The sequence below is a fragment of the Bacteroides sp. AN502(2024) genome (assembly GCF_041227145.1).
Lineage (GTDB): Bacteria > Bacteroidota > Bacteroidia > Bacteroidales > Bacteroidaceae > Bacteroides.
Genome location: NZ_JBGFSP010000003.1, coordinates 1754910 through 1779040 on the forward strand (window position 1 = coordinate 1754910; position 24131 = coordinate 1779040).

A 24131-nucleotide genomic window follows, 5' to 3' on the forward strand; every position below is an offset into this window, starting at 1 on the left:
CGATATGAAGAAACAGATTCTATATATGCTGTGTGCAACTGCTCTCTTGAGCAGCTGCCACATCTATAAGTCGTATGACAGACCCGAAGATATCACCACTTACGGCCTGTATCGCAATCCGGTAGCGAATAATGATACACTGGCATCGGATACGGCCAACTTCGGTAACCTGCCGTGGAGAGAAGTCTTCACCGACCCACAACTCCAGTCCCTCATCGAAACGGGACTGAAACAAAATACTGACCTTTTGTCCGCTGCCCAGAAAGTGAAAGCGGCAGAAGCATCCCTGATGTCGGCACGTCTGGCTTATGCCCCGTCACTGGGATTATCACCGCAAGGAACAATCAGTAGTTTTGATAAAAATGCAGCCACAAAAACGTACTCATTACCTGTTACGGCAAGCTGGCAGATCGACCTGTTCGGACAGTTGCTCAACTCCAAACGAAATGCGCAAGTTACTCTGAGACAGACGAAAGCTTACCGTCAGGCTGTGCAGACACAGGTTGTCTCCAACATCGCCAATATGTATTATACATTAATGATGTTAGACCGCCAGCTGGAAATAACCCAAGCCACGGCTGAAATCTTGAAACAGAATGCCGAAACAATGGAAGCGATGAAAAATTCCGCTATGTACAACATCACGTCAGCCGGTGTAGAACAGAGCAAGGCTGCTTACGCTCAGGTACTTGCCACTATTCCGGACATTGAACAAAGCATACGTGAGACGGAAAATGCCCTGTCCACTTTCTTGGGAGAAGCTCCGCACGCCATCAAACGTGGCGTATTGGAGGAACAAGTACTTCCAACGGAACTTTCCGCAGGTGTACCTATCCAGTTGCTATCCAACCGTCCGGATGTAAAAGCGGCTGAAATGTCGTTGGCAAGCTGTTATTACAATACGAATTCGGCACGTGCCGCATTCTATCCGCAAATCACACTCAGCGGCTCTGCCGGATGGACCAACAGTGCAGGTGGCGCAATTATCAATCCGGGTAAGTTGTTGGCTTCCGCTATTGGTTCACTTACGCAGCCCCTCTTTTACCGGGGACAGAATATTGCCCGGCTGAAAGCTGCGAAAGCACAGGAGGAACAAGCAAAACTATCCTTCCAACAAACACTTCTGAATGCCGGTAGTGAAGTCAGCAATGCGCTAAGTTTATACCAAAGAACCAGTGAAAAAGTGGAATCACGCCAAATGCAGGTAGAATCTGCCAAGAAAGCTTCGGAAGATACAAAAGAATTGTTTAATCTAGGAACCTCAACCTATCTGGAAGTACTGTCAGCACAACAGTCTTACCTGAGTGCACAAATCTCTCAGGTTTCCGATTGCTTTGATCAGATGCAGGCCGTAGTAAGCCTTTATCAGGCATTGGGTGGCGGAAGAGAAGAATAACTTTAAACATATACTATTATGATTAGTCCGTTAGCTTATGTAGACCCTGAAGCAAAGTTAGGCAAGAATGTAACAGTCCTGCCTTTTGCCTACATTGAAAAGAATGTGGAAATCGGAGATGACTGTATCATCATGCCCTACGCCAGTATCCTGAAAGGTACTAAAATGGGAAAAGGGAACAAGGTACATCAGAACGCTGTCTTAGGAGCGGAACCACAAGATTTCCACTATACCGGAGAAGACAGTAGACTGATTATCGGTGACCACAACGATATTCGCGAGAATGTGGTAATCAGCCGCGCCACGTTTGCCGGTAATGCTACCCAAATCGGAAACGAAAACTACCTGATGGATAAAGTACATCTCTGCCATGATGTACAAATCAACAATAACTGTGTAATAGGTATAGGTAGTACCATCGCAGGAGAATGTACCTTAGATGACAGCGTTATTCTAAGCGGTAATGTAACTTTGCACCAATATTGTCACATAGGTAGCTGGGCGCTGGTACAAAGTGGGTGCCGCATATCTAAAGATGTACCTCCTTATGTTATTATGTCCGGAAATCCTGTAATATATCACGGTGTGAACGCCGTAGTTCTTTCCCAACATCACAACACATCGGAAAGAATCCTCCGACACATCGCCAACGCATACCGCTTGATTTATCACGGCAATTTCAGTATTCAGGATGCTGTACAGAAGATCATCGATCAGGTTCCTATGAGTGAAGAGATCGAGAACATTGTAAATTTCGTGAAGAGCTCGAAGAGAGGAATCGTGAAATAGACAAAAGAGAACTTGCTAAAAAGAAAGAGACTGTCTAACAGGACTCAGTAAATAGAAGTCGAAGGTGTGTCATAATGCCTAAATATAAAGATTCACCCCTGCCACAGATAGCTATAGCAGGGGTGATTTCCTCAAAAAGGGGATTTTGACACACCCTCTAAATCGTTAAAACAGGACTTGTCAGACAGCCTCTCTTCTTATATTATTCAAATTCCAAAGTACCGAAGAAATCAGGACGATGAAAATCCGGCTGTTGAATCTCTATCGGATTCCATGAAAGGAAATGAGGAGTCCGCAACTCATCGCCACACTTATAGAAATTAGCTTTTATCTCCTTCCCGTCAAGTGATTCGATCTGGTGCTTAAAGAACACAGAATACGGAATGATAAGAGCAACTTCCCAGTCTGTCTTCTCGACACGTTCTGCAAAAGGCTGATTACCCAAACTAGACCAGCGTTGTACGAGAGCAGTCACTTCTTTCGGTGCATGTTTCCGGTTGTTGCGGGCAGGACCGACACCCACCAAGATCGTCCCGATGCAATTGCATTCTATATTATAATAAATTCCGTCACCTGCGGGTATAGAAAAGAATTCCACGCAAGAGTCAGTCCACACAGCATCGTTATCCTCACTATACTTGGCACGTACACTCTCCTCTCTCACTTTAAAATGTAGCAAAACAGAGTCCTGTGTATGAGCCATACGGAAATCGACTTTAGGCTTGTAAAGATATTCAGTCCAATTGACGCACTGAATCGGCTGAAAATCTATTTTTTCTTCATCAAATAATTTAGGAAGCGAACAAGCCTCCACGTTAGCCGCACTAATTTTCTTTACTTTCATATATCTTTCGTTTGAATGATACAAATATAGTTACTTTCTTTTAATAAGATTCATTGAAATCGAATAAAAATAATATATTTGCATAGATGTAAACACCTTAAAATACAAATTAGTGAGAAAAGCAATCTTTTTATTTCTGCTATTTTTAAGCGTAGTCGCAGTCCGTACACAAGGTCAAAACATCACATTTGGCCATTTGACCACGGACGACGGTCTTTCCCAGTTCTCTGTTAATAGCCTTTATATTGACGAACGAGGAATTATATGGATCGGCACGCGTGAAGGACTTAACCAGTATAACGGCAACGATATAAAGAGTTTTAAACTTAAGAAAAACGATCCGAACAGCCTGTTCAGCAACACGGTGTTGCGCATCACCGGGAACAAAAACGGGAAAGTATACTTGCTCTGTACGGACGGAGTAGCAGAGTTTGATCTGACTACGCAAAAATTCAAAACGTTGTTACAAGGGAATGTAGACGCCATTTACTTCAATGAAAAATTATATATCGGCAAAAGGGAAGAGATCTTTGTATATAATGAAAATACGGGTAACTTCGATCTCTACTATCATCTCGCCGGAAAGGAGATCACCCTCTCCTGCCTCCACTTGGACAAAAAGAAAAACCTGTGGATGGGAACTACCAATAACGGACTTTACTGTTTGTCGGAAGACAAAACAAAAATTTCCCAACCCGTCACCAAAGGTAATATTAGCAGTATTTATGAAGATTCTGCCAAAGAGTTATGGATAGGCAGCTGGGAAGAAGGACTCTACCATGTAAGAAGAGACGGAAGTATCGAGAACTTTCGACACGATCCTAAAAGCCCGGACAGCCTCTGTTCCAATTTTGTAAGAAGCTGTTGTGAAGACAACACTGGTAACCTGTGGATAGGAACATTTCACGGTCTGAACCGATACGAGAAAAGCACTGGTAAATTTTATCTATATACAGCCCATAATAATAAACCCGACGGACTCACCCACTCCTCTATCTGGTGCATCGTCAAAGATGAGCAAGGAACACTCTGGCTGGGTACCTATTTCGGAGGTGTCAACTATTTCAATCCGGAATATGAAATCTATACCCGCTACAAGACGGGAGATACAGAGAAAGAAGGTCTAAGCAGCCCGATTGTCGGCAGAATGACAGAAGATAAAGACGGGAACTTATGGATTTGTACTGAAGGCGGTGGAGTGAATGTGTACGACCGGAAAAATAATACCTATCGGTGGTATCGCCACGAAGAGGGCAAAAACAGTATTTCCCACAACAATGTCAAAGCAATCTACTACGACCGGATGAATGAAATTATGTGGATAGGTACACACCTGGGAGGTTTGAACAAACTCGACCTGCGTACCAACCGTTTCACAGCCTACCGGATGAAAGCGGGAGATCCAAACTCACTGCCTTCGGATATTGTCCGAGACATTGTACCTTATAAGGATAAACTGGTTGTCGCTACACAAAACGGTGTTTGTCTTTTCAACCCGGCAACAGGCACTTGCCAACAGCTCTTCAAAGAGACGAAAGAAGGAAGAAGTATTGACATGGTAGCCAGTCTTTGCATTGATAAAGACAGCACATTGTGGATTGCAGCTACCGGGAAGGGTGTTTATTCTTACCGGTTCGACAGCCATAAACTCACTAATTATCCGCACAATCCTGCCAATCCGAACAGTCTTAGCAACAACAATATCAACAGTATCATGCAGGACAGTAACGGAAATCTGTGGTTCTGCACCTCCGGAAGCGGTCTTGACCGTTACCGTAAGGCAAGCGATGACTTTGAAAACTTCGATGTACAGAAAGATGGTTTATCCAGCGACTGTATCTACGAAGTATGCGAATCATCCATACAGAAAGGAGACTTACTGCTGATTACCAATCAAGGATTTTCACAGTTCGACTATCCAAGCAAGACATTCTATAATTATGGCACGGAAAACGGATTCCCGCTGACTGCGGTTAATGAAAACGCACTATTTGTGACACACAGTGGAGAAGTATTCCTTGGCGGTATTCAGGGGATGATTTCTTTCTGGGAAAAGAAGCTACACTTCACCCCAAAATCGTATAATATCCTTCTTTCCCGCCTGTTTGTCAACGGAAAAGAAGTAGTTCCGGGAGATGAAAGTGGTATTCTCAAACAATCGATCTGCCACACTCCGGCAATTAATCTGAAAGCGAATCAATCGATGTTTAGCATCGAATATGCCACTTCCAACTTCATCCCTGCCAACAGAGATGAAATACTTTATCGTCTGGAAGGCTTCTCGGACGAGTGGAACCATACTTACCGGAAGCAAACGCTGATTACTTATACCAACCTGAATCCGGGAAAGTATACCCTTGTCGTCAAATCACAAAGGGAAGGAATAAAAGAGGCCAGATTACAGATTATTGTACTCCCTTCATGGTATGAGACATGGTGGGCTTACCTGATTTATACCATTGTCACGATCAGTCTGTTATGGTATCTTATTCAGAACTATAATTCGCGCATCAAACTCCGTGAGTCTTTGAAGTACGAGAAGAAGCATATTGAAGACCTTGAAGCATTGAACCAGTCGAAACTCCGTTTCTTCACTAACATCTCGCACGAGTTCCGCACACCGTTAACGCTGATCGTAGGACAAGTAGAGACCTTGTTGCAAGTGCAGACATTTACCCCCAACATATATAATAAGGTGTTGGGAATCTACAAGAACAGCCTCCAATTGCGGGAACTGATTACGGAGCTACTCGATTTCCGGAAACAGGAACAAGGACACATGAAGATCAAAGTGCGCCGGCATAATCTGGTTAACTTCCTGTATGAAAATTATCTGCTCTTCCTCGAATATGCCAGTAGCAAACAAATCAACTTCAAGTTCAACAAACAGAAGGATGACATTGAAGTGTGGTATGACCAAAAGCAGATGCAGAAAGTGATAAACAACTTATTATCAAACGCAGTAAAACATACCAAAGCTGAAGATACGATTTCGATTCACGTATCGCAGGAAGAAGATCACGCCATTATTGAAATAAAAGATACCGGTACAGGTATCGCTGCTGCCGAGATCGATAAGATATTCGACCGCTTTTATCAGACCGAGCAATTCAACTCGTTGGATACCGGAGCCGGTACCGGGATCGGTCTGGCATTGACGAAAGGTATTGTAGAACTTCATCACGGCACCATTCGGGTGGAAAGTGAACTGGGTAAAGGAAGCAGTTTTATTATCACCCTCCAATTGGGCAATGAATGCTTTACAGAAGAGCAAATAGCAAAGGAGGATATGGAAACCATCCAACAAACAGAGGCCATTGTTCCTTCGGTAGAGATCATCTCTGATTTGGAATGGAAAGAAGAAGACAACAAACGTATCGAGGATGCCAAGATGCTGATAGTGGAAGACAATGAGTCTATCAGGCAGATGTTGGCCGGGATTTTCGAAACATTCTATCAGGTCAGTACGGCCTCCGACGGAGTAGAAGCATTAGAGATGATACAGAAGGATATGCCGAGCATCATTTTAAGTGATGTCGTGATGCCACGCATGTCGGGTACGGAACTTTGCAAACAGATCAAGACAGACTTTAATACCTGCCATATTCCGGTAGTATTATTAACTGCACGCACTGCCATAGAGCATAATATCGAAGGATTGAAGATCGGTGCGGATGATTATATCACGAAACCGTTTAATACCAATCTCCTAATTTCCCGCTGCAATAACCTGGTTAATTCCCGACGACTATTGCAAGAGAAGTTCAGCAAACAACCGCAGGCTTTTGCCCAAATGTTGGCTACCAACCCAATGGATAAGGAGATGCTCGACCGTGCAATTGCCATTATCGAACGCCATCTGGATAATACAGACTTCAACATCAACATCTTCGCTCGCGAAATGGGTATGGCACGCACGAGCCTATTTACCAAACTGAAAGCAGTCACAGGCCAGACTCCCAATGACTTCATCCTAAGCATACGTCTCAAAAAAAGCGCTGTCATGCTACGGAATAACCCGGAACTGAATATCACAGAGATTTCTGACCGGATTGGATTCTCTTCCTCCCGCTATTTCAGTAAATGCTTCAAGGAGATTTATCACGTCAGTCCACTGGCCTACCGCAAAGGGAAAGAAAGCGAAGAAGACGAGGAAGAAACAGAATAATAGGTAATCAGTTTGCCGAACCATCGGTAACAGTTCATATTCTAAAGAACAGGAGTTGAACAAAAACTCCAATGCCAATGGAATGCCACTATACTGGCACAGTTGTGCCACTGCGATGGCACAACCGTGCCATCGAAGTGGCACAACATTCATCATATAGTACTTGAATCAAGCCCCCCCTTTCTCATCCTGAAGAAAGGAAGTTAATTTCTCTAATGTACTATTTTGTACTTCACTTGTACATTACTACTCATTCATCTTTTTTCTGAACGTTTATCTTTGTGCACATAATATCATTTCCTAAAAAACAGCATTATGAAAAACGTATCACGTCTGCTTCCACTGTTGCCCGGCATCGTCACGCTGTCAGGATGCAATCATGCACCCCAGAAGAGCAATAGACAGAATAATCCCAAGCCTAACATTATCTTTATATTTGCAGATGATCTCGGCATTGGTGATTTGAGCTGTTATGGAGCAACGAAAGTGAGCACCCCCAACATCGACCGGTTGGCAGGACAAGGAGTACAATTCACCAATGCCTATGCGACTTCTGCCACCAGCACCCCTTCTCGTTTCGGACTCCTGACAGGTATGTATCCCTGGAGACAAGAAAATACAGGAATCGCTCCCGGCAACTCCGAACTCATTATCGATACCACCTGCGTCACCATGGCAGATATGCTGAAAGATGCTGGATATGCAACCGGTGCAGTAGGAAAATGGCACCTGGGACTCGGTCCGAAAGGTGGAACCGACTTTAATAACCGGATTACCCCTAACGCGCAAAGCATCGGTTTTGACTACGAATTTATTATTCCGGCTACCGTAGACCGTGTACCCTGTGTATTTGTAGAAAACGGACATGTCGTAGGACTTGACCCCCATGATCCCATCACCGTAAGTTATGACCACAAAGTGGGCAACTGGCCTACGGGAGAAGAGAACCCGGAGCTCGTCACTTTAAAGCCCAGCCAAGGACATAATAATACGATTATTAATGGTATTCCCCGTATTGGCTGGATGACCGGAGGAGAATCCGCCCTTTGGAAGGATGAAGACATAGCCGATATCATCACCTATAAGGCCAAGAATTTCATTGCATCCCATCAGGAAGAACCCTTCTTCTTATATATGGGTACGCAAGACGTACATGTACCCCGCATCCCCCACCCACGTTTTGCAGGCAAAAGCGGACTCGGCACCCGTGGCGATGTCATCCTGCAACTGGACTGGACCATCGGTGAAATCATGCATACCCTGGATAGCCTCCAGATCGCAGACAACACCCTCCTGATCTTTACCAGCGATAACGGTCCTGTTATCGACGACGGTTATCAAGACCAAGCTTACGAACTTCTCAACGGACATACTCCGATGGGTATCTACCGTGGCGGAAAATACAGTGCTTACGAAGCAGGCACACGCATTCCATTGATCGTCCGTTGGCCTGCCCGGGTAAAACCGAACAAGCAACAAGCTCTTTTCTCTCAGATAGATGTGTATGCATCACTCGCCTCCCTTTTGGACCAACCTTTACGTAAAGGAGCTGCTCCCGACAGTCAAGAACATCCGAACGTACTCCTCGGCAAAAATAATACCAGCCGTGAGTATGTCGTTCAACAAAATCTCAATAACACACTTGCCATCATAAAAGGCCAATGGAAATACATTGAACCGAGCGATGCCCCCGCTATCGAATATTGGACGAAAATGGAATTAGGCAACGATCAACAACCTCAACTTTATGACTTATTCTCCGATCCATCAGAGAAAACGGATGTATCAAAACAACATCCCGACATAGTGAAAGAGTTATCAGAATTACTAGAATCCATAAAAAAGAAATAGTTTATGAGAACAGAAAAATTGTATAATTTTGCACCAATCCTGAATAATTCTATCCATACAGAAGTATTCAATCCATCTATCTTTGCAAACGTAGATTCAATAAAATCAATTAATTTATAATATGGAAAAACACTTATCCACTCAAACTGGAAAAAGGATGCTCTCCTCCATCGGACTGATCCTGTTTTCTGTTTCTTTTGTACTGGCACAAGTATTTGTTAGAGGTACAGTGAAGGACAACTTAGGAGAAGGAGTGCCGGGAGCCAGTGTGCAGATAAAAGGTACTTCACAAGGAACAATCACTGACCTTGACGGTAAATTTGCTTTTAACGTACCCAATAAGAATTCAATATTGGTTATCTCTTTCATCGGTTATGTCACTGTAGAGATAAAAGCGGACACTCAAAAGCCAATGGTTATCACATTGAAGGAAGACACAAAGACATTGGACGAAGTGGTAGTAGTCGGCTATCAGGAAATACGCAAGAGAGACCTGACAGGTTCGGTTGCCAAAGCCAGCATGGCAGACCTGCTTAGCACTCCAACCGCTTCTTTCAGCGAGACATTAGGCGGACGTATTGCCGGTGTCAACGTAAGCTCGGGTGAAGGTATGCCGGGCGGACAAATGAACATCGTCATCCGTGGTAACAACTCATTGACACAAGACAACTCTCCTCTTTATGTCATTGACGGTTTCCCGGTGGAAGATCTTTCCATAGCCGCAGCCATCAATCAGAACGATATCGAGTCACTCGACTTCCTGAAAGATGCCTCTGCTACCGCTATCTACGGTGCCCGTGGTGCTAATGGCGTTGTGATGATTACCACCAAGAAAGGAACCATCGGTCAGCCTAAAATCAAATATGACGGTAGTTTCGGTGTTCAACATATCACCAAAACGATTCCGATGATGGATGCATACGAGTTCGTCAAGCTGCAGGCGGAACGTAGTCCCAAAGATATGGAAACGACCTACTTCATGAATAAGGACGGCAAGAAATGGGAACTGGAAGATTATAGGAATATCCCGCAATATAACTGGCAGGATGAAATCTTCCGCAGCGCATGGATGCAAAGCCACAATGTGAGCCTGACCGGTGGTTCGGAAGGAGTGCGCTACAATGCTTCTTTATCTTATTATGACCAGGACGGTATCTTGTTGAGATCAAACTACAAGCGTGTACAAGGCCGTATGGGCACTACCATTCAAAAGAAGAAACTGAAAATCTATCTGACCACCAACTATTCAAGCACTACAACTACCGGTGGCTCTCCTTCGCAGAACTCATACAGTGGTATGAATAACCTGTTCTATAGCGTCTGGGGATATCGCCCTGTGACGGAACCGGACAGACCCTTAAGTTCATTGATGGATAACATCATGGACGATGCGATAAACAATACCAACGACTATCGTATCAACCCTATCATGTCCTTGAAAAACGAATATCGCAAGACGTATACCAACTATATCCAGTTCAACGGATTCGCAGAATATGAATTTATCAAAGGATTGAAGTTGAAAATTTCCGGCGGTTACACATTCGATACCCGCAAAGGGGAAACATTCAACAACTCGAAGAGCCGTTATGGCAATCCGAAATCATCCGATAAGGTAAATGCGGAGATCTACCATTCTCAACGTGCAACGTGGTTGAATGAAAATATTCTGACCTATCAGACCAACATCAAACAGAAGCATTTCTTCAAGAGCATGGCAGGTGTAACCCTGCAGAACTCCGACTATGAATACTATTCATACAAAACGGTACAGATTCCCAACGAAGCACTCGGCATGGCGGGAATGAGTGAAGGAACTCCCAGTACGACCCAATCATTAAAAAATTCCTGGTCTATACTTTCTTTCTTGGGACGTTTGGACTATAACTATCAATCATTGTATTATGCAACGGTTTCTTTCCGTTCCGACGGTTCTTCCAAATTCCGTGGCGATAACCGTTTCGGCTACTTCCCTTCCGGTTCATTGGCATGGGGATTCATGGAGGAGGATTTCATGAAACCATTGAAACCTGTTGTTTCTTCCGGTAAATTAAGGGCAAGCTGGGGATTGACCGGAAACAACCGCGTAGGCGAATATGATACGTATGCTTTATATCAGATATTGAAAGATAGAGTCGGAGACTTCATTTCGATCGGCAGCCTCCCCAGTGGTGTATATCCGTTCGAAAACAGTCTGACGAGTGTAGGTACAGTGCCTACTTCCTTAAGAAACAGAAAACTGAAATGGGAAACTACCGAACAATGGAATCTGGGTCTGGATTTGGGTTTCTTGGATGAACGTATCGGATTAACCGTAGACTGGTATCGTAAAACAACTCGTGATTTGTTGCTGAATACGGCACTTCCCACCTCTTCCGGTTATTTCAGTGCCATGAAGAATGTAGGAAAGGTACGCAACCAAGGTCTCGAGTTCACATTGAACACAACGAATATCAAGAATCGTCATTTCTCATGGACTACCAATTTTAATATCGCATTCAACAAGAACAAAGTATTAGAATTGGCAGAGAACCAATCTTCTCTGTTGAGTGCAGCCAAATTTGACCAGAACTATAACTCCCAATACAGCTACATGGCCAAAGTGGGTTATCCGATGGGAATGATGTACGGATTCATCTACGAGGGTACATACAAATACGAAGATTTCGAAAAAGCGGGTGATACCTATACACTGAAACGCAATGTCCCGTATTTCTCTTCCGAAAGCAATACACAACCGGGTATGCCGAAATACGCAGACCTGAATGGTGATGGCATTATCGACGATAACGACCGTACCATGATCGGTAACGGTATGCCGAAGCATACAGGTGGATTTACCAATAATTTCGAGTACAAAGGATTTGACTTGAGCATCTTCTTCCAATGGTCGTATGGAAACGATGTGTTGAATGCCAACCGCCTGTTCTTCGAGAACAGCAATAAGACACGTGACTTGAACCAATACGCAAGTTATGCAGACCGTTGGACACCGGAAAACCCGGAAAGTAATATTCCGAGAGCTACCAACTCCGGCTCCAACAAAGTATTCTCTACACGTATTATCGAAGATGGTTCTTTCCTTCGTCTGAAGACCGTATCTTTAGGATATACACTGCCGAAACAACTGACCAAGAAATGGAAGATAGACCATGCACGTGTATTCGTTGCCGGTCAGAATCTATGGACATGTACAGGATATTCCGGTTATGACCCGGAAGTATCTATCCGTGAAGGCGCACTGACTCCGGGACTGGACTTCTCCGCTTATCCGAGAGCCTACTCCATCAGTTTGGGCATAAACTTAGGTTTCTAATCGATCATCCTTCAAACAATTACGTATATGAAAACAATAAAAATAATCATCATATCACTTCTTGTCGGACTGAACCTGACTTCCTGCGATTTCCTGGAAAAGGACCCGACATACACTACTCCAGAAAACTTTTTCAAGAATGAAGCGGACGCCGCCTCTTGGCTAACAGGAACCTATGCCATTCTAGGACAAAGTCCTTTCTACGGAAATGAATTCTTATACCTTGTAGGAGGTGACGACCTGGGGCACTATGGTGGTGCCAACCGCGGACCTAACAAAACCGGGCTGATCTGCAACAATGCCAATACAAGCGATCCGGCCGTTGCAGCATTGTGGTACACATTATACTCCGGCATCAACAGAGCCAATATTTTTCTGGAAAACATTGATGCAGTGCCCGATATGAACGACAACACCCGCAAACAGTACAAAGCGGAAGCCCGCTTCTTACGCGCATTCTATTATTTCACTTTGGTGGAATGTTGGGGTGATGTACCTTTCAAAACCAGTTCTACAGAAGATGCTTATAACCTCTCTATTCCGCGTACGGACAAACAGACGATTTATGATTTTATCATTAAAGAGATGTATGGCTCTGCCGAAGATCTCAAATCCGCTCAAGATTTGAACTATATGCCGGGACGTGTTTCCAAATCGGCAGCTTGGGGAATGTTGGCGCGTGTATATATGTTCAGGGCCGGTGAACCTAAACGTGACAAAGAAGTGGGTTTGGCCAATAACATGACCAGTGCCGAGATCACAGAATATTTCAAAAAAGCAAGTTACTATGCACAGTTAGTCAGGAACGAAGGTCATTCACTGACTGCCAAATATTGGGATTTCTTTATCGACATTTGTTCTGATAAGTATAACACAGCTCTCAATAAGGAGGGTGCCAAGGCTAATGAAAGTATTTGGGAGGTAGAATTTGCAGGTAACCGTTCAACGGATGTACGTGCAGAAGGAAGAATTGGCAATATCATTGGAATTCAGGGGAAAGATCTTTCTTCCAAAGCATCCATCATCGGTAAAGGTGATCCGGGTTATGCATACGCTTTTATCTGGAATACTCCCAAACTACTCGAGCTGTATGAAGCAAACGGTGACATTGACCGTTGCAACTGGAACATCGCCCCATTCACTTACACCCAGTCGGCAGGAGAAGGTACCCCTGTAGACGGTCGTGAATTTGTGAAAGGAAAAAGAGATGAAGTAGAACATCAATATTGGGACAAATCCTTCAGCTATGGTAAAACAGAGCCGGGTTCCACTTACGGTGATCGTGAATCGAAGAACGATGCCAACAAGAACCGCAACAGGGCTGCCGCCAAATACCGTAGAGAATATGAAGCAGACAAGAAGAGCAAGAACGATACTTCCATCAACTTCCCCCTTCTCCGCTACTCGGACATTCTGCTAATGATTGCAGAAGCAGAGAATGAGGTCAACCATGGCCCTAACGCTCTGGCTTATGAATGTATCAACGCAGTAAGAGAGCGTGCAGGAATCAACAAGCTTGCTGCAAATCTGGATGAAGCCGACTTCCGGGAAGCGATCAAAGACGAACGTGCCATGGAACTCTGCTTCGAATATACACGTCGTTTCGACCTGATCCGTTGGGGAGATTATTATAAACTGATGCAGGAACAAGTGGACAAGGCACAGAGTGACGAATCCTGGAAATTCGGAATCAATGTATATACTTACTTCGATATTCCGAAGTCGTACAACTATTTCCCGATTCCTGCTAATGAAATAGGATCAAACGGTGCTATCAAAACGAATAATCCGGGTTGGTAAATCGCTTATTAACTTTAAAAAGAAAAGGATATGAAGACAATATATAAAAGTTTGATGACTATCGCTTTTGCCGGACTATGTCTCGCTTCATGCGACAAGGAATTAAAAGAAGAAACAGCCATGGAAGTGGGTGTGGTGACAGACAGCAATGTCAGCTTCGATGGCCAAACGGTGACTGTAAAGAAAGGGAGTCCGGTAACGTTCAGCTTCGATGGCAACCCTGACTTTATCAGTTTCTTCAGCGGAGAAATAGGACACGAGTACAAACACCGGAACAGAATTGAAATGCAACCGGAAGACGTAGAAAGATGTGAAATCAACTTCTCCGTAGTATATGACTATGGCAGTCCGAAAACCATCGAAGGTTCTACTCACATATTAATATCTGATCAATTCAGAGGAATTAGTGGCAACAATGTAGAGAAAGACAAAGAAGCTGTTACCAACTGTAACTGGACGGAACTTGTCAGCCAGAAGGATCTTCCCAAAGCGACCAAAGTTTCTAAAGACTATTCTTGCCCATTGACTTCTTACTTGGGCAAGGAAATCAGCATTGCTTTCCGCCTTAATCCTCTTGATAATAGCAGCACCATGCCTGTCGTACATATTAAGAACTTACAGCTTAACCTGGAGTTCAACAATGGAAAATCAACTACAATTAATGCGAAGAACTTCGAATTCTCGGCTTTAAATGTAACCTATAATTTAGACGATCTTTCAAAAAACAACTCTCATCTTACCAAGTTGAAGGAAGCATTAGGTAACAAAAAACTCACACTTGAAGAGATGAAAAGCGCAGAATATGAAGGCCCAATAGCATACGCTACTGTAGACGGCAATATTCCTTATTTCTGGAGAATTAGCCAGCCGAACGATTTCTTAACCAGTGGAGGAGGAGCAGGATATACCCAAGGGGACAGTTGGCTTATCTCCCATCCGATCCTACTCAATGGTTCCTGCAATCCTGACGCCGGTGTGGCCATCAAGAATATCTCACAATCATTAGAGATATACTCGCATACCTATGAAGAGACCGGTACATATACCGCTACCTTCGTAGCCAACAATGCAAACTACGTCCATCAAGGTGGTCAAGTAATACGTGAACTGACTATAAACGTTGTAGAATAAAAGCATATCCCCCAATTTTTCTAACCTTCAATCATAGAAAACGTTTATAAAAATCAGACTTTGATCAATTTAACATCAGAAAGAGAGGGACTGCGAGGTTCCTCTCTTTTACTTTTCGCTATCTTTGCACAAAAAGAATGATAATGCCAAAGATTCTTCCTATTCATTTTGCCCCGTTACAAGGTTATACTGAAGTATTTTACCGTAATGCTCATGCCGCCTGCTTCGGAGGTATAGATACTTATTACACCCCATTTGTACGACTCGAAAAAGGCGGATTCCGCCATAGAGATGTCCGAGGAATCGACCTCGAGAATAATCAGGTTCCCCATCTGATTCCCCAACTGATAGCCCCTTCTTCTGAGAAGGCAGAAAAAATCTTATCCCTATTCATTGAAAAGGGCTATAAGGAAGTCGATATCAATATGGGATGTCCTTTTCCCATGCTGGCTAAACGCCACAATGGTTCCGGCATTCTTCCTTATCCCGAAGAAGTGCAGGCATTACTTAGCCTGATTACAAAATATCCGCAAATAAGTTTCTCCATCAAAATGAGGTTGGGCTGGGAAGATCCGGAAGAATGCCTTAAACTGGCTCCGATTATCAATGAGCTACCTCTACGACAAGTGGTTATGCATCCCCGCTTGGGAAAACAGCAATACAAAGGAGAAGTAGACCTTAAAGCATTTGAGACTTTTCAGAGAGCCTGCAAACATCCTCTTATCTATAATGGGGATATCAATAGCGTGAAAGATATTCACCGTATTCAGGTACAGTTTCCCGGATTAGCCGGAATGATGATCGGACGAGGCTTACTTGCCAACCCGGCATTAGCTTTGGAGTATAGGCAAAACCGTACACTCGAGTTCAATGAAATGAAAGAAAAATTGCAATCTATGCACAAATGCGTATACAATCAATATGCAGAACAGTTAGAAGGAGGAGAGAAACAGCTTCTGAACAAAATGAAAACTTTCTGGGAATATTTAATGCCGCAAGCAGACAAAAAATTACTGAAAGCAATTCATAAAAGCACCGACCTCAACAAATATAATCAGGCAGTCCTTGCCTTTTTTAATCAGCAATAAACTAATAACCGGTAATTTTACGTAATTTTGCACCCGTTTACAAACATGCAATAATGAAAAAGTACATTCTCTTATTTCTTTGCCTGATCATCGTATCGGGTAGTTTCGCACAAATGCAGGATTTCAAGTTCAAATTCTACGGACAGATTCGCACTGACTTTTATTATAATAGTCGTGCTAATGAAGAAACCGTAGACGGATTGTTTTATATGTATCCGAAAGATAAGGCACATGATCCGGACGGAAACGATTTAAACTCAACATCCAACAGTAATTTCTATACCTTATACTCACGTCTCGGAGTAGACGTTGCCGGTCCCCAACTGGGAACAGCCAAGACATCTGCCAAAGTAGAAGTTGACTTTCGCGGTACAGGTACTTCTTATTCAGTCATTCGACTCCGCCATGCTTATTTGAATCTGGATTGGGGAAAATCAGCTTTATTGCTCGGACAAAACTGTCATCCATTATTTGGAGATGTGTCTCCACAGATTCTCAACCTCTCTGTGGGAGCACCGTTCCAACCCTTCAGCCGTGCACCACAAATTCGTTATCGCTATACAAACCAGAATTTCCAACTTACCGGAGCTGCAGTGTGGCAATCACAATATACTTCGCAAGGCATCAATCCCGACAAACCGAAAGAGAGCAAAAAAAGTCATGAATACTTAAAAAACGGTTGCATCCCAGAGATATATGTAGGGGCTGACTACAAGAAAGACGGCTTATTGGCGGGTATCGGCATTGAATTGTTATCATTAAAGCCACGCACCTATGCCTTGGGGGCAAACGGAGATAAATATAAAATAGACGAACGCATCACCACCCTTTCTTACGAGGCCCATGCGAAATATACCTGTAAAAACTGGTTTATTGCCGCAAAGAGCGTATTGGGTTCCAACCTTACACAGGCTTCCGGATTAGGCGGATTCGGCATTAAGTCAGTCAACGAGCACACCGGAGAACAAAAATATACTCCAATACGTTTCTCCAGCTCTTGGTTGAATATGGTCTACGGACAGAAATGGAAATCCGGTATTTTTGTGGGTTACGCTAAAAATCTGGGAACAAGCGATGCATTATATGCTCCCAATGGAACTGACGTTCAAGTGTATGGAACAGGAACAAGCCTCGACCAGTTGGTAACAGCAGGAGCAGAACTAACCTATAATGTTCCCCACTGGAAATTCGGATTGGAATATACCTTAAGCTCTGCATGGTATGGCTCACTCAATGCCTCCAATGGAAAAATCAGAGATACTCATACCGTATGTAACAACCGCATTGTCGCCGTTGCCCTGTTTATGTTCTAACGCATTGGTTTCAACGGCATGAAAAACGGTGGTTTCTCCAAGAGAAGCTACCGTTCTCTGTCAGGGAAAGCAAATGGCCTCTTGTTGTCAGACTTTTATCTCCTTAACTCCACTTCAAAGCTAGCGCCATCTTTGCAATTGAACTGCAAAACAGTTTGCTTTTCATCAGAAGAAAGCAGCTTGCAAAACGAAGTTTCTGCCACATTCCATCTCCCCTTTATCGTTACAGTAACAGGTATTTCACCACTGGCATTTCCAATCCATGGTCGTGAATAGATACTACGTTCGATGCGTTTCCCATCTTTATCAAATGCTTCATCACTCGGACCACGATACAAAGCCAGATCCGGTTGTGCCACCGTCAGCTTAATCTGATCAGCAGATTCTTTATGAGCCATCACCAGGCAGGAAGTATCCACACGTTGCAATAACCCACCCGGCAATGTGTTTTCAGGGGTTTCAAACAACACATAAGAAATGACCTGTTTGGAGGCGGACTCTACAATATGTGCATTCCGGTCTTGCTGTAGTACTTTATAATCGGGCTTCTTCGCAAAATTCTTCATCACGGCTTCATTCGTCTGTGGGAGAACAGCGTATTCATACCTTCCGCTTTTCGGTGCCTTTCCATGATCTACAACCAAAGAAACCCAATCACCCTTTGTTTCCTTTCCCGTGTTTTGCATTCGCGAGTATTGAGGAAAGTTCTTCTCCAACCGAACGGGAGTCGGGACATAATAACCCGTTCCGAGATGGTCTACCCATACGTTCTTATCTTCTTGGTCATTTTTCCAATAATCATGTCCTGCTTTATCAGTGACCGCCAATTGGAAGATAGTCGTTTCTGTCGGGAACTCCGTATTTGTATTTTCGATATCCGAACCCAGACAGACAATCATTCCATCGATGAAATGGTATGATTTACGTGCCCGATGTGATCCGTTGTACTTATCATGCTCATGCAACTTCATTCCGAAATTACCATTCATCTTCTGTTGAGACAAACCACCGGCAAAAGCCTCATCGGAGTAAAGCATCTCTTCCATCCCGGAATAGCTGTCTACATTGAGCACGTTAGCCTGCAATTGCTCCCATGGCAAATGGATAGAGGTCACTCCCGGAATACGGTTCCAGTCAAACCCTTCCTGCTGCCAGCCGCTTGTGGCAGGAGTTACTGTCTGTCCCGGTGCAGCAGTCAATAGCTGCAAACTGCCGTGCGCCAGATAACGCCCATATAGATTTGCTCCAAGGTAATGCTCTGCTGCCCAGAGATAACGGGAATGTCCGCGTGCCACAGCCGACCAGTTACTACGACGTTGAACAGAGATGCAACCATATCCCAGCGCTCTATTGCCCTGCGGATCCGGCTCCGGGCGAAAACCTTTCTCTACAAGAAGTTTTGCCACCTTACGTTCTTCGGCACTTGAAACCTTAGGCATATATTCAGGCAAATCATTTTCAACACTTGAGTCTGAAATCAGACGAAGGTAAGAAGAAGCCATCTCACTATCATATTCCTCCTTGCCATCGGGAGAACCGGCTAAAGCCATCATTGCAAAATGCATAGGAATCAGTTTACCTTTTCCATCCGGATGACGACCGGACATGGAAAGAGGAAAGTTCAGCTTATTGCAGTAGAAACGCATAGTCAACAGTACATTTTTCACTGTTTCATGAGCTAACTCGGAAACAGCAAATTCCGTCCGGCTGAAAAGATAGATCATATTAGTTGCTCCATCGAGTCCACCCACAGCATAAGCCGGATAGTTATTGCGATGATGGAAAGCACCTCCGTCTACTTTAAACGAACCGGATAATCCCAATGCAGGACGACAACCAAAATCAATCCAACGCGAGAAAGACCGGAGATATTGTAGTTTTTCCGGTGTATCTTCCATCATTAAAATGCTGGCAATACGACCTGTAGTCTGTGTGTTGAAAGAGTCCATATCAATTCCGTTGACTTCCGGTTTAGGATATACTTCGTTAGTAATCGCATACCAACGCAATGTACGTTCGGCCTCCTGAAGTTTACCGGCTTCCCTAAGCACATCTTTCATCAGAAAATATGCCAGATACAGACCGCGAACACTATAGCCGTAATGATGGATATTCCCCCAACAACTACCATAAGCAACTCCCTGATCGGTGATATGATCATACATTGCTAAAAACTTCTTCTTCATTTCTTCCCGAATCACCGGGTTCACCGCATTATTATAAGCAACGGCAATTCTTTTCATCAGGTCGAAATAAGCACGCATCTCCACTCCCATTTTAGTCAGCATGTCTTTATCCCAGTTCGGTATGATCCGTTCATAAGCTTCCGAAGCACGTACCATATAAATAGGTACTCCCGATACTTGACCGTTCTTGTAAGTTATCTGATAGAAATCATACTTCTTGCGGATGGTCTCCACTTCTTTATCAGTAGTTTTCCCTTTCGTGTAGATCATATCACGAAAACGCTTTTCCAACAGTTGCATTTCAGCCCTTTGCTTATCATTCACAGGGGTCAATTCAATATCCGGTTTCAAAAGCGAGTGTTGATAGACGACCAGCCAATGGTTGGTAGTTCCGGCATTGACAAAAGGAACCTGCGGATCGGCCGTCTGTTGACGTGCATCAACCTTGGTAGCCGTAATCAGATGATCGATGAAAAGGCTTCCTTTTGAATTTGGAGCAATCATCCGAAGCTCATTCATGCCTTCTTCCGGTGTGCCTTGCATATCACGTTCATAGCAGACCCATGCGGCACGCCAACCACTGAAATTAATGCCGAAAGGAAAAGAGGTACATTTTTTGCCGTCTTTCAGAAACTGAAACTCAATGGTCGAATCCTGAGGAATTTCATTATAAACCCACACAATAAAGGCCGAAAGGTATAAATCCCTGCCAGTCGGATCCTTTTTTTCAAACCTCAAGTCCTTCTTGAGTTCTAAGATACCTCCCGGTTCAAATGTCCATTCCAACGAATGTTTTCCATCTTTATAATGCCAATCAGATAGTGACAAGCGGGAACGGATAGCGGTGATGCAATCCGGAATTTGCGGTTCTTCAAAAGAAAACATCCGTTCATCTGTTACGACTTGCGCATGAAGGAATGTTGAACACAAAAGAAAGAACAGAGTGGATACTCCTAATTTAGTAAGCAAAGAATGAGATGCATCTTCCATTTTCCTATTCGTTTAAAATTATTCTTTCGAATACAAAGAAACCCCTCTTTTCGGAAAAAGAGAGGTCCAAATTGTACAAAATATCTCAAATAACGTACCAAGTATCAAGCCTCAAATAACTGACTAATACTTGATACTAAGGATGCATTTGTTTGAATGTGGCATTTTCCTCTTTTACATTCTGAATCGTCTGCTTCAGTTCTCCAATCGGCAAGTCATATCCATACCAACCTGTATAGCAATCTACCACATACCATTTCCCGTCAGACTGCAATTCGAACTCGACACGCAAATCCACTTCAGACTCTTCATAGCCTGCCTCAAAGATTTTGTGTTTCGGTTCATTCAGCGTAAACTTAGAGACATAAACTCCTCCTTCTTCCTGGGTGATACGTTCTTCCTTCATGGTTTCACTATCCAACAACGGCCATTTCTCCTGAGTGAAAGGGAATGTCTTCTCTGTTTCGCCGTCATCTGCCAATAAAATAATCGGAGTCTTTAATGGGAACTTGATACGGGTATATTGGAAGGCTGCACTGGAAGTAAATTGTTCCAGAAACGATTTGAAATCTTCACCGTCTTGCGTAGTCAGTTCACCATCAGCTTTTGTTCTGGAACTATTACCGCAGGAAATCAGAGAAACACCTGCAAGCAACATCATAGCCAGCAAGCAGCATACAAACTTTTTAGCTCTCATAACACGATATAAATTAAGAGTTTAATCGACACCGCAAAGATAGTAACAAGTTTGGTTCTGCAATACTTTTATACATTAAAATTGGTCCAAATCACACGGCTCTTTCCATTTAAACCTGTTTTGTTCTCTCAAAGATGCAGAAAGACATCATACCGGGAGTTCTTCTCTATGTTTGAAAGGCACAAAACATCTGCCATCTGCAACAAAATCATGCTAAATCGATGAACACAAGAGACTTATGCTGTTGCAGATACATGTTGCAGATGGTTGCAGATAAAGTTATCTGCAACATATTATTCAAATACCGGATTAGTACAGTTGCCTACACACCGCACAATGTTTATGTAGTGCAAAACAAGTATTCAAACACTTTGCGCCTTGAAAACAAAGTGTTTCGCGCCTTGAAACAAAGTGTTCAGCGCCTTGAAACAAAGTGTTCACCGTGTTGAAACAAAGTGTTCCACCATATTGAAACAAAGTGTTCCACCGTATTGAAACAAAGTGTTCTGACTTATACTAGAAATGGTTGTCACTTTTAGAGGCTAGTTACTAAATAAGTTGTCACATTCTGTTATTCATAACTAAAACAGTTGTTAGTTTCTTCCCTTTGCTCCTAAGATAGTTGTCATACGTAAAAACAATGGACAAATCTGAGTGTGCTCGGGCTCTCGGTATCGCAAATATAGTATTTATTTATCATATGGAACCTTATTTTTTCCACAATGATTTTCCCGGCACCTCTCCATGATATACGTCCATGGGTTTTTTCATACCTATGCTCATATGTGGTCGTCCATTATTATAGAAGTCAATCATTCGCGTAATCTGCTCCCGTGCCATCTCTTTATCCCTGAACAGCGACATGCCGTATATCCATTCCGTTTTCAGGATGCCATTCATCCTTTCTGCTACCGCATTGTCCGTCGGGTTGTAATCTTCAGTCATGCTCACACGTATATGATGAGTGACCAGTGTGTCGATATAGGCATCGCAGGCATACTGTACCCCCCGGTCGGAATGGTGGATTGTGCCGCAAAGATTGCCACCTCCGGCCTCATTGATGGCCTGTTCCAGTGCCTGTAGCGTATATTCGGCATGCAAACTGGGAGAGAGCACCCATCCTAAAACGGCATGTGAGTACATGTCCGTTACAAGATGGAGGTAGCATACGCCACCTTCAATCCAGATGTAAGTGATGTCACATACCCAGATATGGTTCGGGTATTGTGCCGTTACCCCCTTGATCAGATTCGGATACTTCTTGTAAAGATGGTGGGAGTCCGTCGTATGCCTGGGTTTCTTCGGGGGTAGCATAAGGCGTTCCGAACGCAGCAGATGAAGGAAGGCATCCCGCCCTCCGGTTATCTCGCTTCCATAAAGGGAGCGGAGCTCATGGTATAATTTCAAACCACCGATGCCCGGAGCCTTTGAGCGGTAGAAGAAGACGGCATCCAAGATGGCTGTTCTGATCTGATGACGCGACAAAAGATTTTTTTTCTTTTTGTAATAGGCCTGGGAAGACATGCCAAACAGTCCGCAAAGGGTTTTCACACTGATGTGAGGAAACTCTTCACGAAGGCCGGTGACTATTTGGCACCATCTTTTTTTAAGATGGAAATCCCTTCTTCTCTTTCTGTGAGTTCAATCAGTCTTTCAAAGGCATGGGAACGAAGTTTTTCAAGTTCCAAAGCCTTTCTCAGACGCAAATTTTCCGCTTCAAGAAGTTCTTCTTTAGATTTTGATTTTGGATTCTTTTTCATTTGAAGATCTGACAGAAGTTCGGGGGACAAAGATAAGGAATCCGAATCAATTGCATAACACTTTTGCCAACGCAGAATATAAGTATGGTTGGGTAAACCCCATTTCTTGGCAGTAGCAAACATTGACAAACCGCTACTGAAGTAATCACGGAGAACTTCCAATTTGAAAGTCTCAGAATAAATCTTACGAGATAATTTAGACATAATTTTTCTTTTTTTATGTCTCTAAAAAGGTGTCAACCTAAATCCGTATAAGACATTCACCATATTGAAGCAGAGTGGTTTGCTGAAGTAACAACAAATACAAAATAGCATACGAGCTTACTTGTGAGATTGAAAGAGTAGTTTATCATGTTGTCAGACCATCATGAGCTAAAACAGATATGTTGCAGATACTTGACCTGCAACATATCTGCAACAGGTATCTGCAACGCCATAAGCCATTATATTTCAATTAGATACAACGAAATTGTTGCAGATGGCAGATAATTACCACATATATTCTTCTATGTAGGAATCGAATGCAGATTCCTCCGCTATTCCTTTCTGACGAAAAATCCTACGAATATATTCCTGTTGTTCAAGCGACAAATATCTCTCTTTACGGTAAAAGCGGTAATACGTCCCGCGTCCGATAAAGATAATTGACTGACAGACAAACATCAACCAATTACCCGGCTCGCATTGGACCAAATAAGGGGCAGTATGGCTATATTTTTATCTTAAATGGAAAGAGCCGTGTGCTAACAGACAACATTCTTTCATCATTTTGCTCTCACTTTCGTTTCTTTATCGTATCTTT

15 protein-coding genes are annotated in these 24131 nt (G+C 43.4%); 9 read left to right on the forward strand and 6 right to left on the reverse strand.

All coding sequences use genetic code 11. The features are described 5' to 3' along the window. Nucleotides 1–4 precede the first annotated feature (4 nt). Together AB9N12_RS06835 and lpxA are read left to right on the forward strand one after the other, a co-directional pair. Complete coding sequence (locus tag AB9N12_RS06835; protein ID WP_369890840.1) at nucleotides 5–1396, forward strand: efflux transporter outer membrane subunit; 1392 nt, start codon at nucleotides 5–7, stop codon at nucleotides 1394–1396. Between the two features lie 18 nt (nucleotides 1397–1414). Next, entirely contained in the window at nucleotides 1415–2185 is a 771-nt protein-coding gene (gene lpxA / locus AB9N12_RS06840) for an acyl-ACP--UDP-N-acetylglucosamine O-acyltransferase (RefSeq protein ID WP_369890841.1), read from the forward strand. 202 nt (nucleotides 2186–2387) lie between these two features. Here the strand turns inward: lpxA and AB9N12_RS06845 are convergent, their stop codons facing one another. Next, entirely contained in the window at nucleotides 2388–3029 is a 642-nt protein-coding gene (locus AB9N12_RS06845) for a carbohydrate-binding family 9-like protein (protein ID WP_369890843.1), read from the reverse strand. A 112-nt stretch (nucleotides 3030–3141) separates the two neighbouring features. Here AB9N12_RS06845 and AB9N12_RS06850 point away from each other — a divergent pair, with 112 nt between their 5' ends. The 7 genes from AB9N12_RS06850 (at nucleotide 3142) to AB9N12_RS06880 (ending at nucleotide 17696) form a co-directional block, all read left to right on the forward strand. After that, nucleotides 3142–7197 (forward strand): two-component regulator propeller domain-containing protein, encoded by a 4056-nt coding sequence (locus AB9N12_RS06850; RefSeq protein WP_369890845.1) that lies wholly within the window; start codon nucleotides 3142–3144, stop codon nucleotides 7195–7197. Nucleotides 7198–7512: 315 nt separating this feature from the next. After that, entirely contained in the window at nucleotides 7513–9048 is a 1536-nt protein-coding gene (locus AB9N12_RS06855) for an arylsulfatase (protein ID WP_369890847.1), read from the forward strand. A gap of 157 nt (nucleotides 9049–9205) precedes the next feature. After that, nucleotides 9206–12364: a SusC/RagA family TonB-linked outer membrane protein gene (locus tag AB9N12_RS06860; protein ID WP_369892826.1), complete on the forward strand. Its 3159-nt coding sequence runs from the start codon at nucleotides 9206–9208 to the stop codon at nucleotides 12362–12364. A 27-nt stretch (nucleotides 12365–12391) separates the two neighbouring features. After that, nucleotides 12392–14164 carry a RagB/SusD family nutrient uptake outer membrane protein gene (locus tag AB9N12_RS06865; RefSeq protein ID WP_369890849.1) on the forward strand — a complete coding sequence of 591 codons (1773 nt, stop codon included), beginning with the start codon at nucleotides 12392–12394 and terminating at the stop codon, nucleotides 14162–14164. Between the two features lie 30 nt (nucleotides 14165–14194). Beyond that, on the forward strand, nucleotides 14195–15295 hold the full coding sequence (locus tag AB9N12_RS06870; protein ID WP_369890851.1) for a DUF5017 domain-containing protein: 1101 nt from the start codon (nucleotides 14195–14197) through the stop codon (nucleotides 15293–15295). A gap of 143 nt (nucleotides 15296–15438) precedes the next feature. Next, on the forward strand, nucleotides 15439–16383 hold the full coding sequence (locus tag AB9N12_RS06875) for a tRNA-dihydrouridine synthase family protein (RefSeq protein ID WP_369890853.1): 945 nt from the start codon (nucleotides 15439–15441) through the stop codon (nucleotides 16381–16383). A gap of 53 nt (nucleotides 16384–16436) precedes the next feature. After that, the gene (locus tag AB9N12_RS06880) at nucleotides 16437–17696 is read left to right on the forward strand and encodes a DcaP family trimeric outer membrane transporter (RefSeq protein ID WP_369890855.1); all 1260 of its coding nucleotides are present in this window, start codon (nucleotides 16437–16439) and stop codon (nucleotides 17694–17696) included. Between the two features lie 95 nt (nucleotides 17697–17791). On the opposite strand, the gene AB9N12_RS06885 is transcribed toward AB9N12_RS06880, so the two are convergent. The 5 genes from AB9N12_RS06885 to AB9N12_RS06905 all read right to left on the reverse strand — a co-directional run bounded on the left by AB9N12_RS06885 (nucleotide 17792) and on the right by AB9N12_RS06905 (nucleotide 23992). Next, nucleotides 17792–20872, reverse strand: a complete 3081-nt coding sequence (locus AB9N12_RS06885; protein ID WP_369890857.1) for a chondroitinase family polysaccharide lyase — start codon at nucleotides 20870–20872, stop codon at nucleotides 17792–17794. Nucleotides 20873–21008: 136 nt separating this feature from the next. Then, nucleotides 21009–21569: a DUF4348 domain-containing protein gene (locus tag AB9N12_RS06890; RefSeq protein ID WP_369890859.1), complete on the reverse strand. Its 561-nt coding sequence runs from the start codon at nucleotides 21567–21569 to the stop codon at nucleotides 21009–21011. 708 nt (nucleotides 21570–22277) lie between these two features. Beyond that, entirely contained in the window at nucleotides 22278–23120 is an 843-nt protein-coding gene (locus tag AB9N12_RS06895) for an IS3 family transposase (protein WP_369889013.1), read from the reverse strand. 35 nt (nucleotides 23121–23155) lie between these two features. Next, on the reverse strand, nucleotides 23156–23533 hold the full coding sequence (locus tag AB9N12_RS06900; protein WP_369889012.1) for a hypothetical protein: 378 nt from the start codon (nucleotides 23531–23533) through the stop codon (nucleotides 23156–23158). Nucleotides 23534–23818: 285 nt separating this feature from the next. After that, nucleotides 23819–23992, reverse strand: a complete 174-nt coding sequence (locus AB9N12_RS06905) for a DUF6078 family protein (RefSeq protein ID WP_369892827.1) — start codon at nucleotides 23990–23992, stop codon at nucleotides 23819–23821. Nucleotides 23993–24131: the final 139 nt, after the last annotated feature.

Coding starts and splice junctions, on each gene's coding strand:
- AB9N12_RS06885 (WP_369890857.1), bottom strand. CDS start 20,872: ATGGAAGATGCATCTCATTCTTTGCTTACTAAATTAGGAGTATCCACT.
- AB9N12_RS06870 (WP_369890851.1), top strand. CDS start 14,195: ATGAAGACAATATATAAAAGTTTGATGACTATCGCTTTTGCCGGACTA.
- AB9N12_RS06860 (WP_369892826.1), top strand. CDS start 9,206: ATGCTCTCCTCCATCGGACTGATCCTGTTTTCTGTTTCTTTTGTACTG.
- lpxA (WP_369890841.1), top strand. CDS start 1,415: ATGATTAGTCCGTTAGCTTATGTAGACCCTGAAGCAAAGTTAGGCAAG.
- AB9N12_RS06855 (WP_369890847.1), top strand. CDS start 7,513: ATGAAAAACGTATCACGTCTGCTTCCACTGTTGCCCGGCATCGTCACG.
- AB9N12_RS06875 (WP_369890853.1), top strand. CDS start 15,439: ATGCCAAAGATTCTTCCTATTCATTTTGCCCCGTTACAAGGTTATACT.
- AB9N12_RS06845 (WP_369890843.1), bottom strand. CDS start 3,029: ATGAAAGTAAAGAAAATTAGTGCGGCTAACGTGGAGGCTTGTTCGCTT.
- AB9N12_RS06890 (WP_369890859.1), bottom strand. CDS start 21,569: ATGAGAGCTAAAAAGTTTGTATGCTGCTTGCTGGCTATGATGTTGCTT.
- AB9N12_RS06835 (WP_369890840.1), top strand. CDS start 5: ATGAAGAAACAGATTCTATATATGCTGTGTGCAACTGCTCTCTTGAGC.
- AB9N12_RS06900 (WP_369889012.1), bottom strand. CDS start 23,533: ATGTCTAAATTATCTCGTAAGATTTATTCTGAGACTTTCAAATTGGAA.
- AB9N12_RS06905 (WP_369892827.1), bottom strand. CDS start 23,992: ATGTTTGTCTGTCAGTCAATTATCTTTATCGGACGCGGGACGTATTAC.
- AB9N12_RS06880 (WP_369890855.1), top strand. CDS start 16,437: ATGAAAAAGTACATTCTCTTATTTCTTTGCCTGATCATCGTATCGGGT.
- AB9N12_RS06865 (WP_369890849.1), top strand. CDS start 12,392: ATGAAAACAATAAAAATAATCATCATATCACTTCTTGTCGGACTGAAC.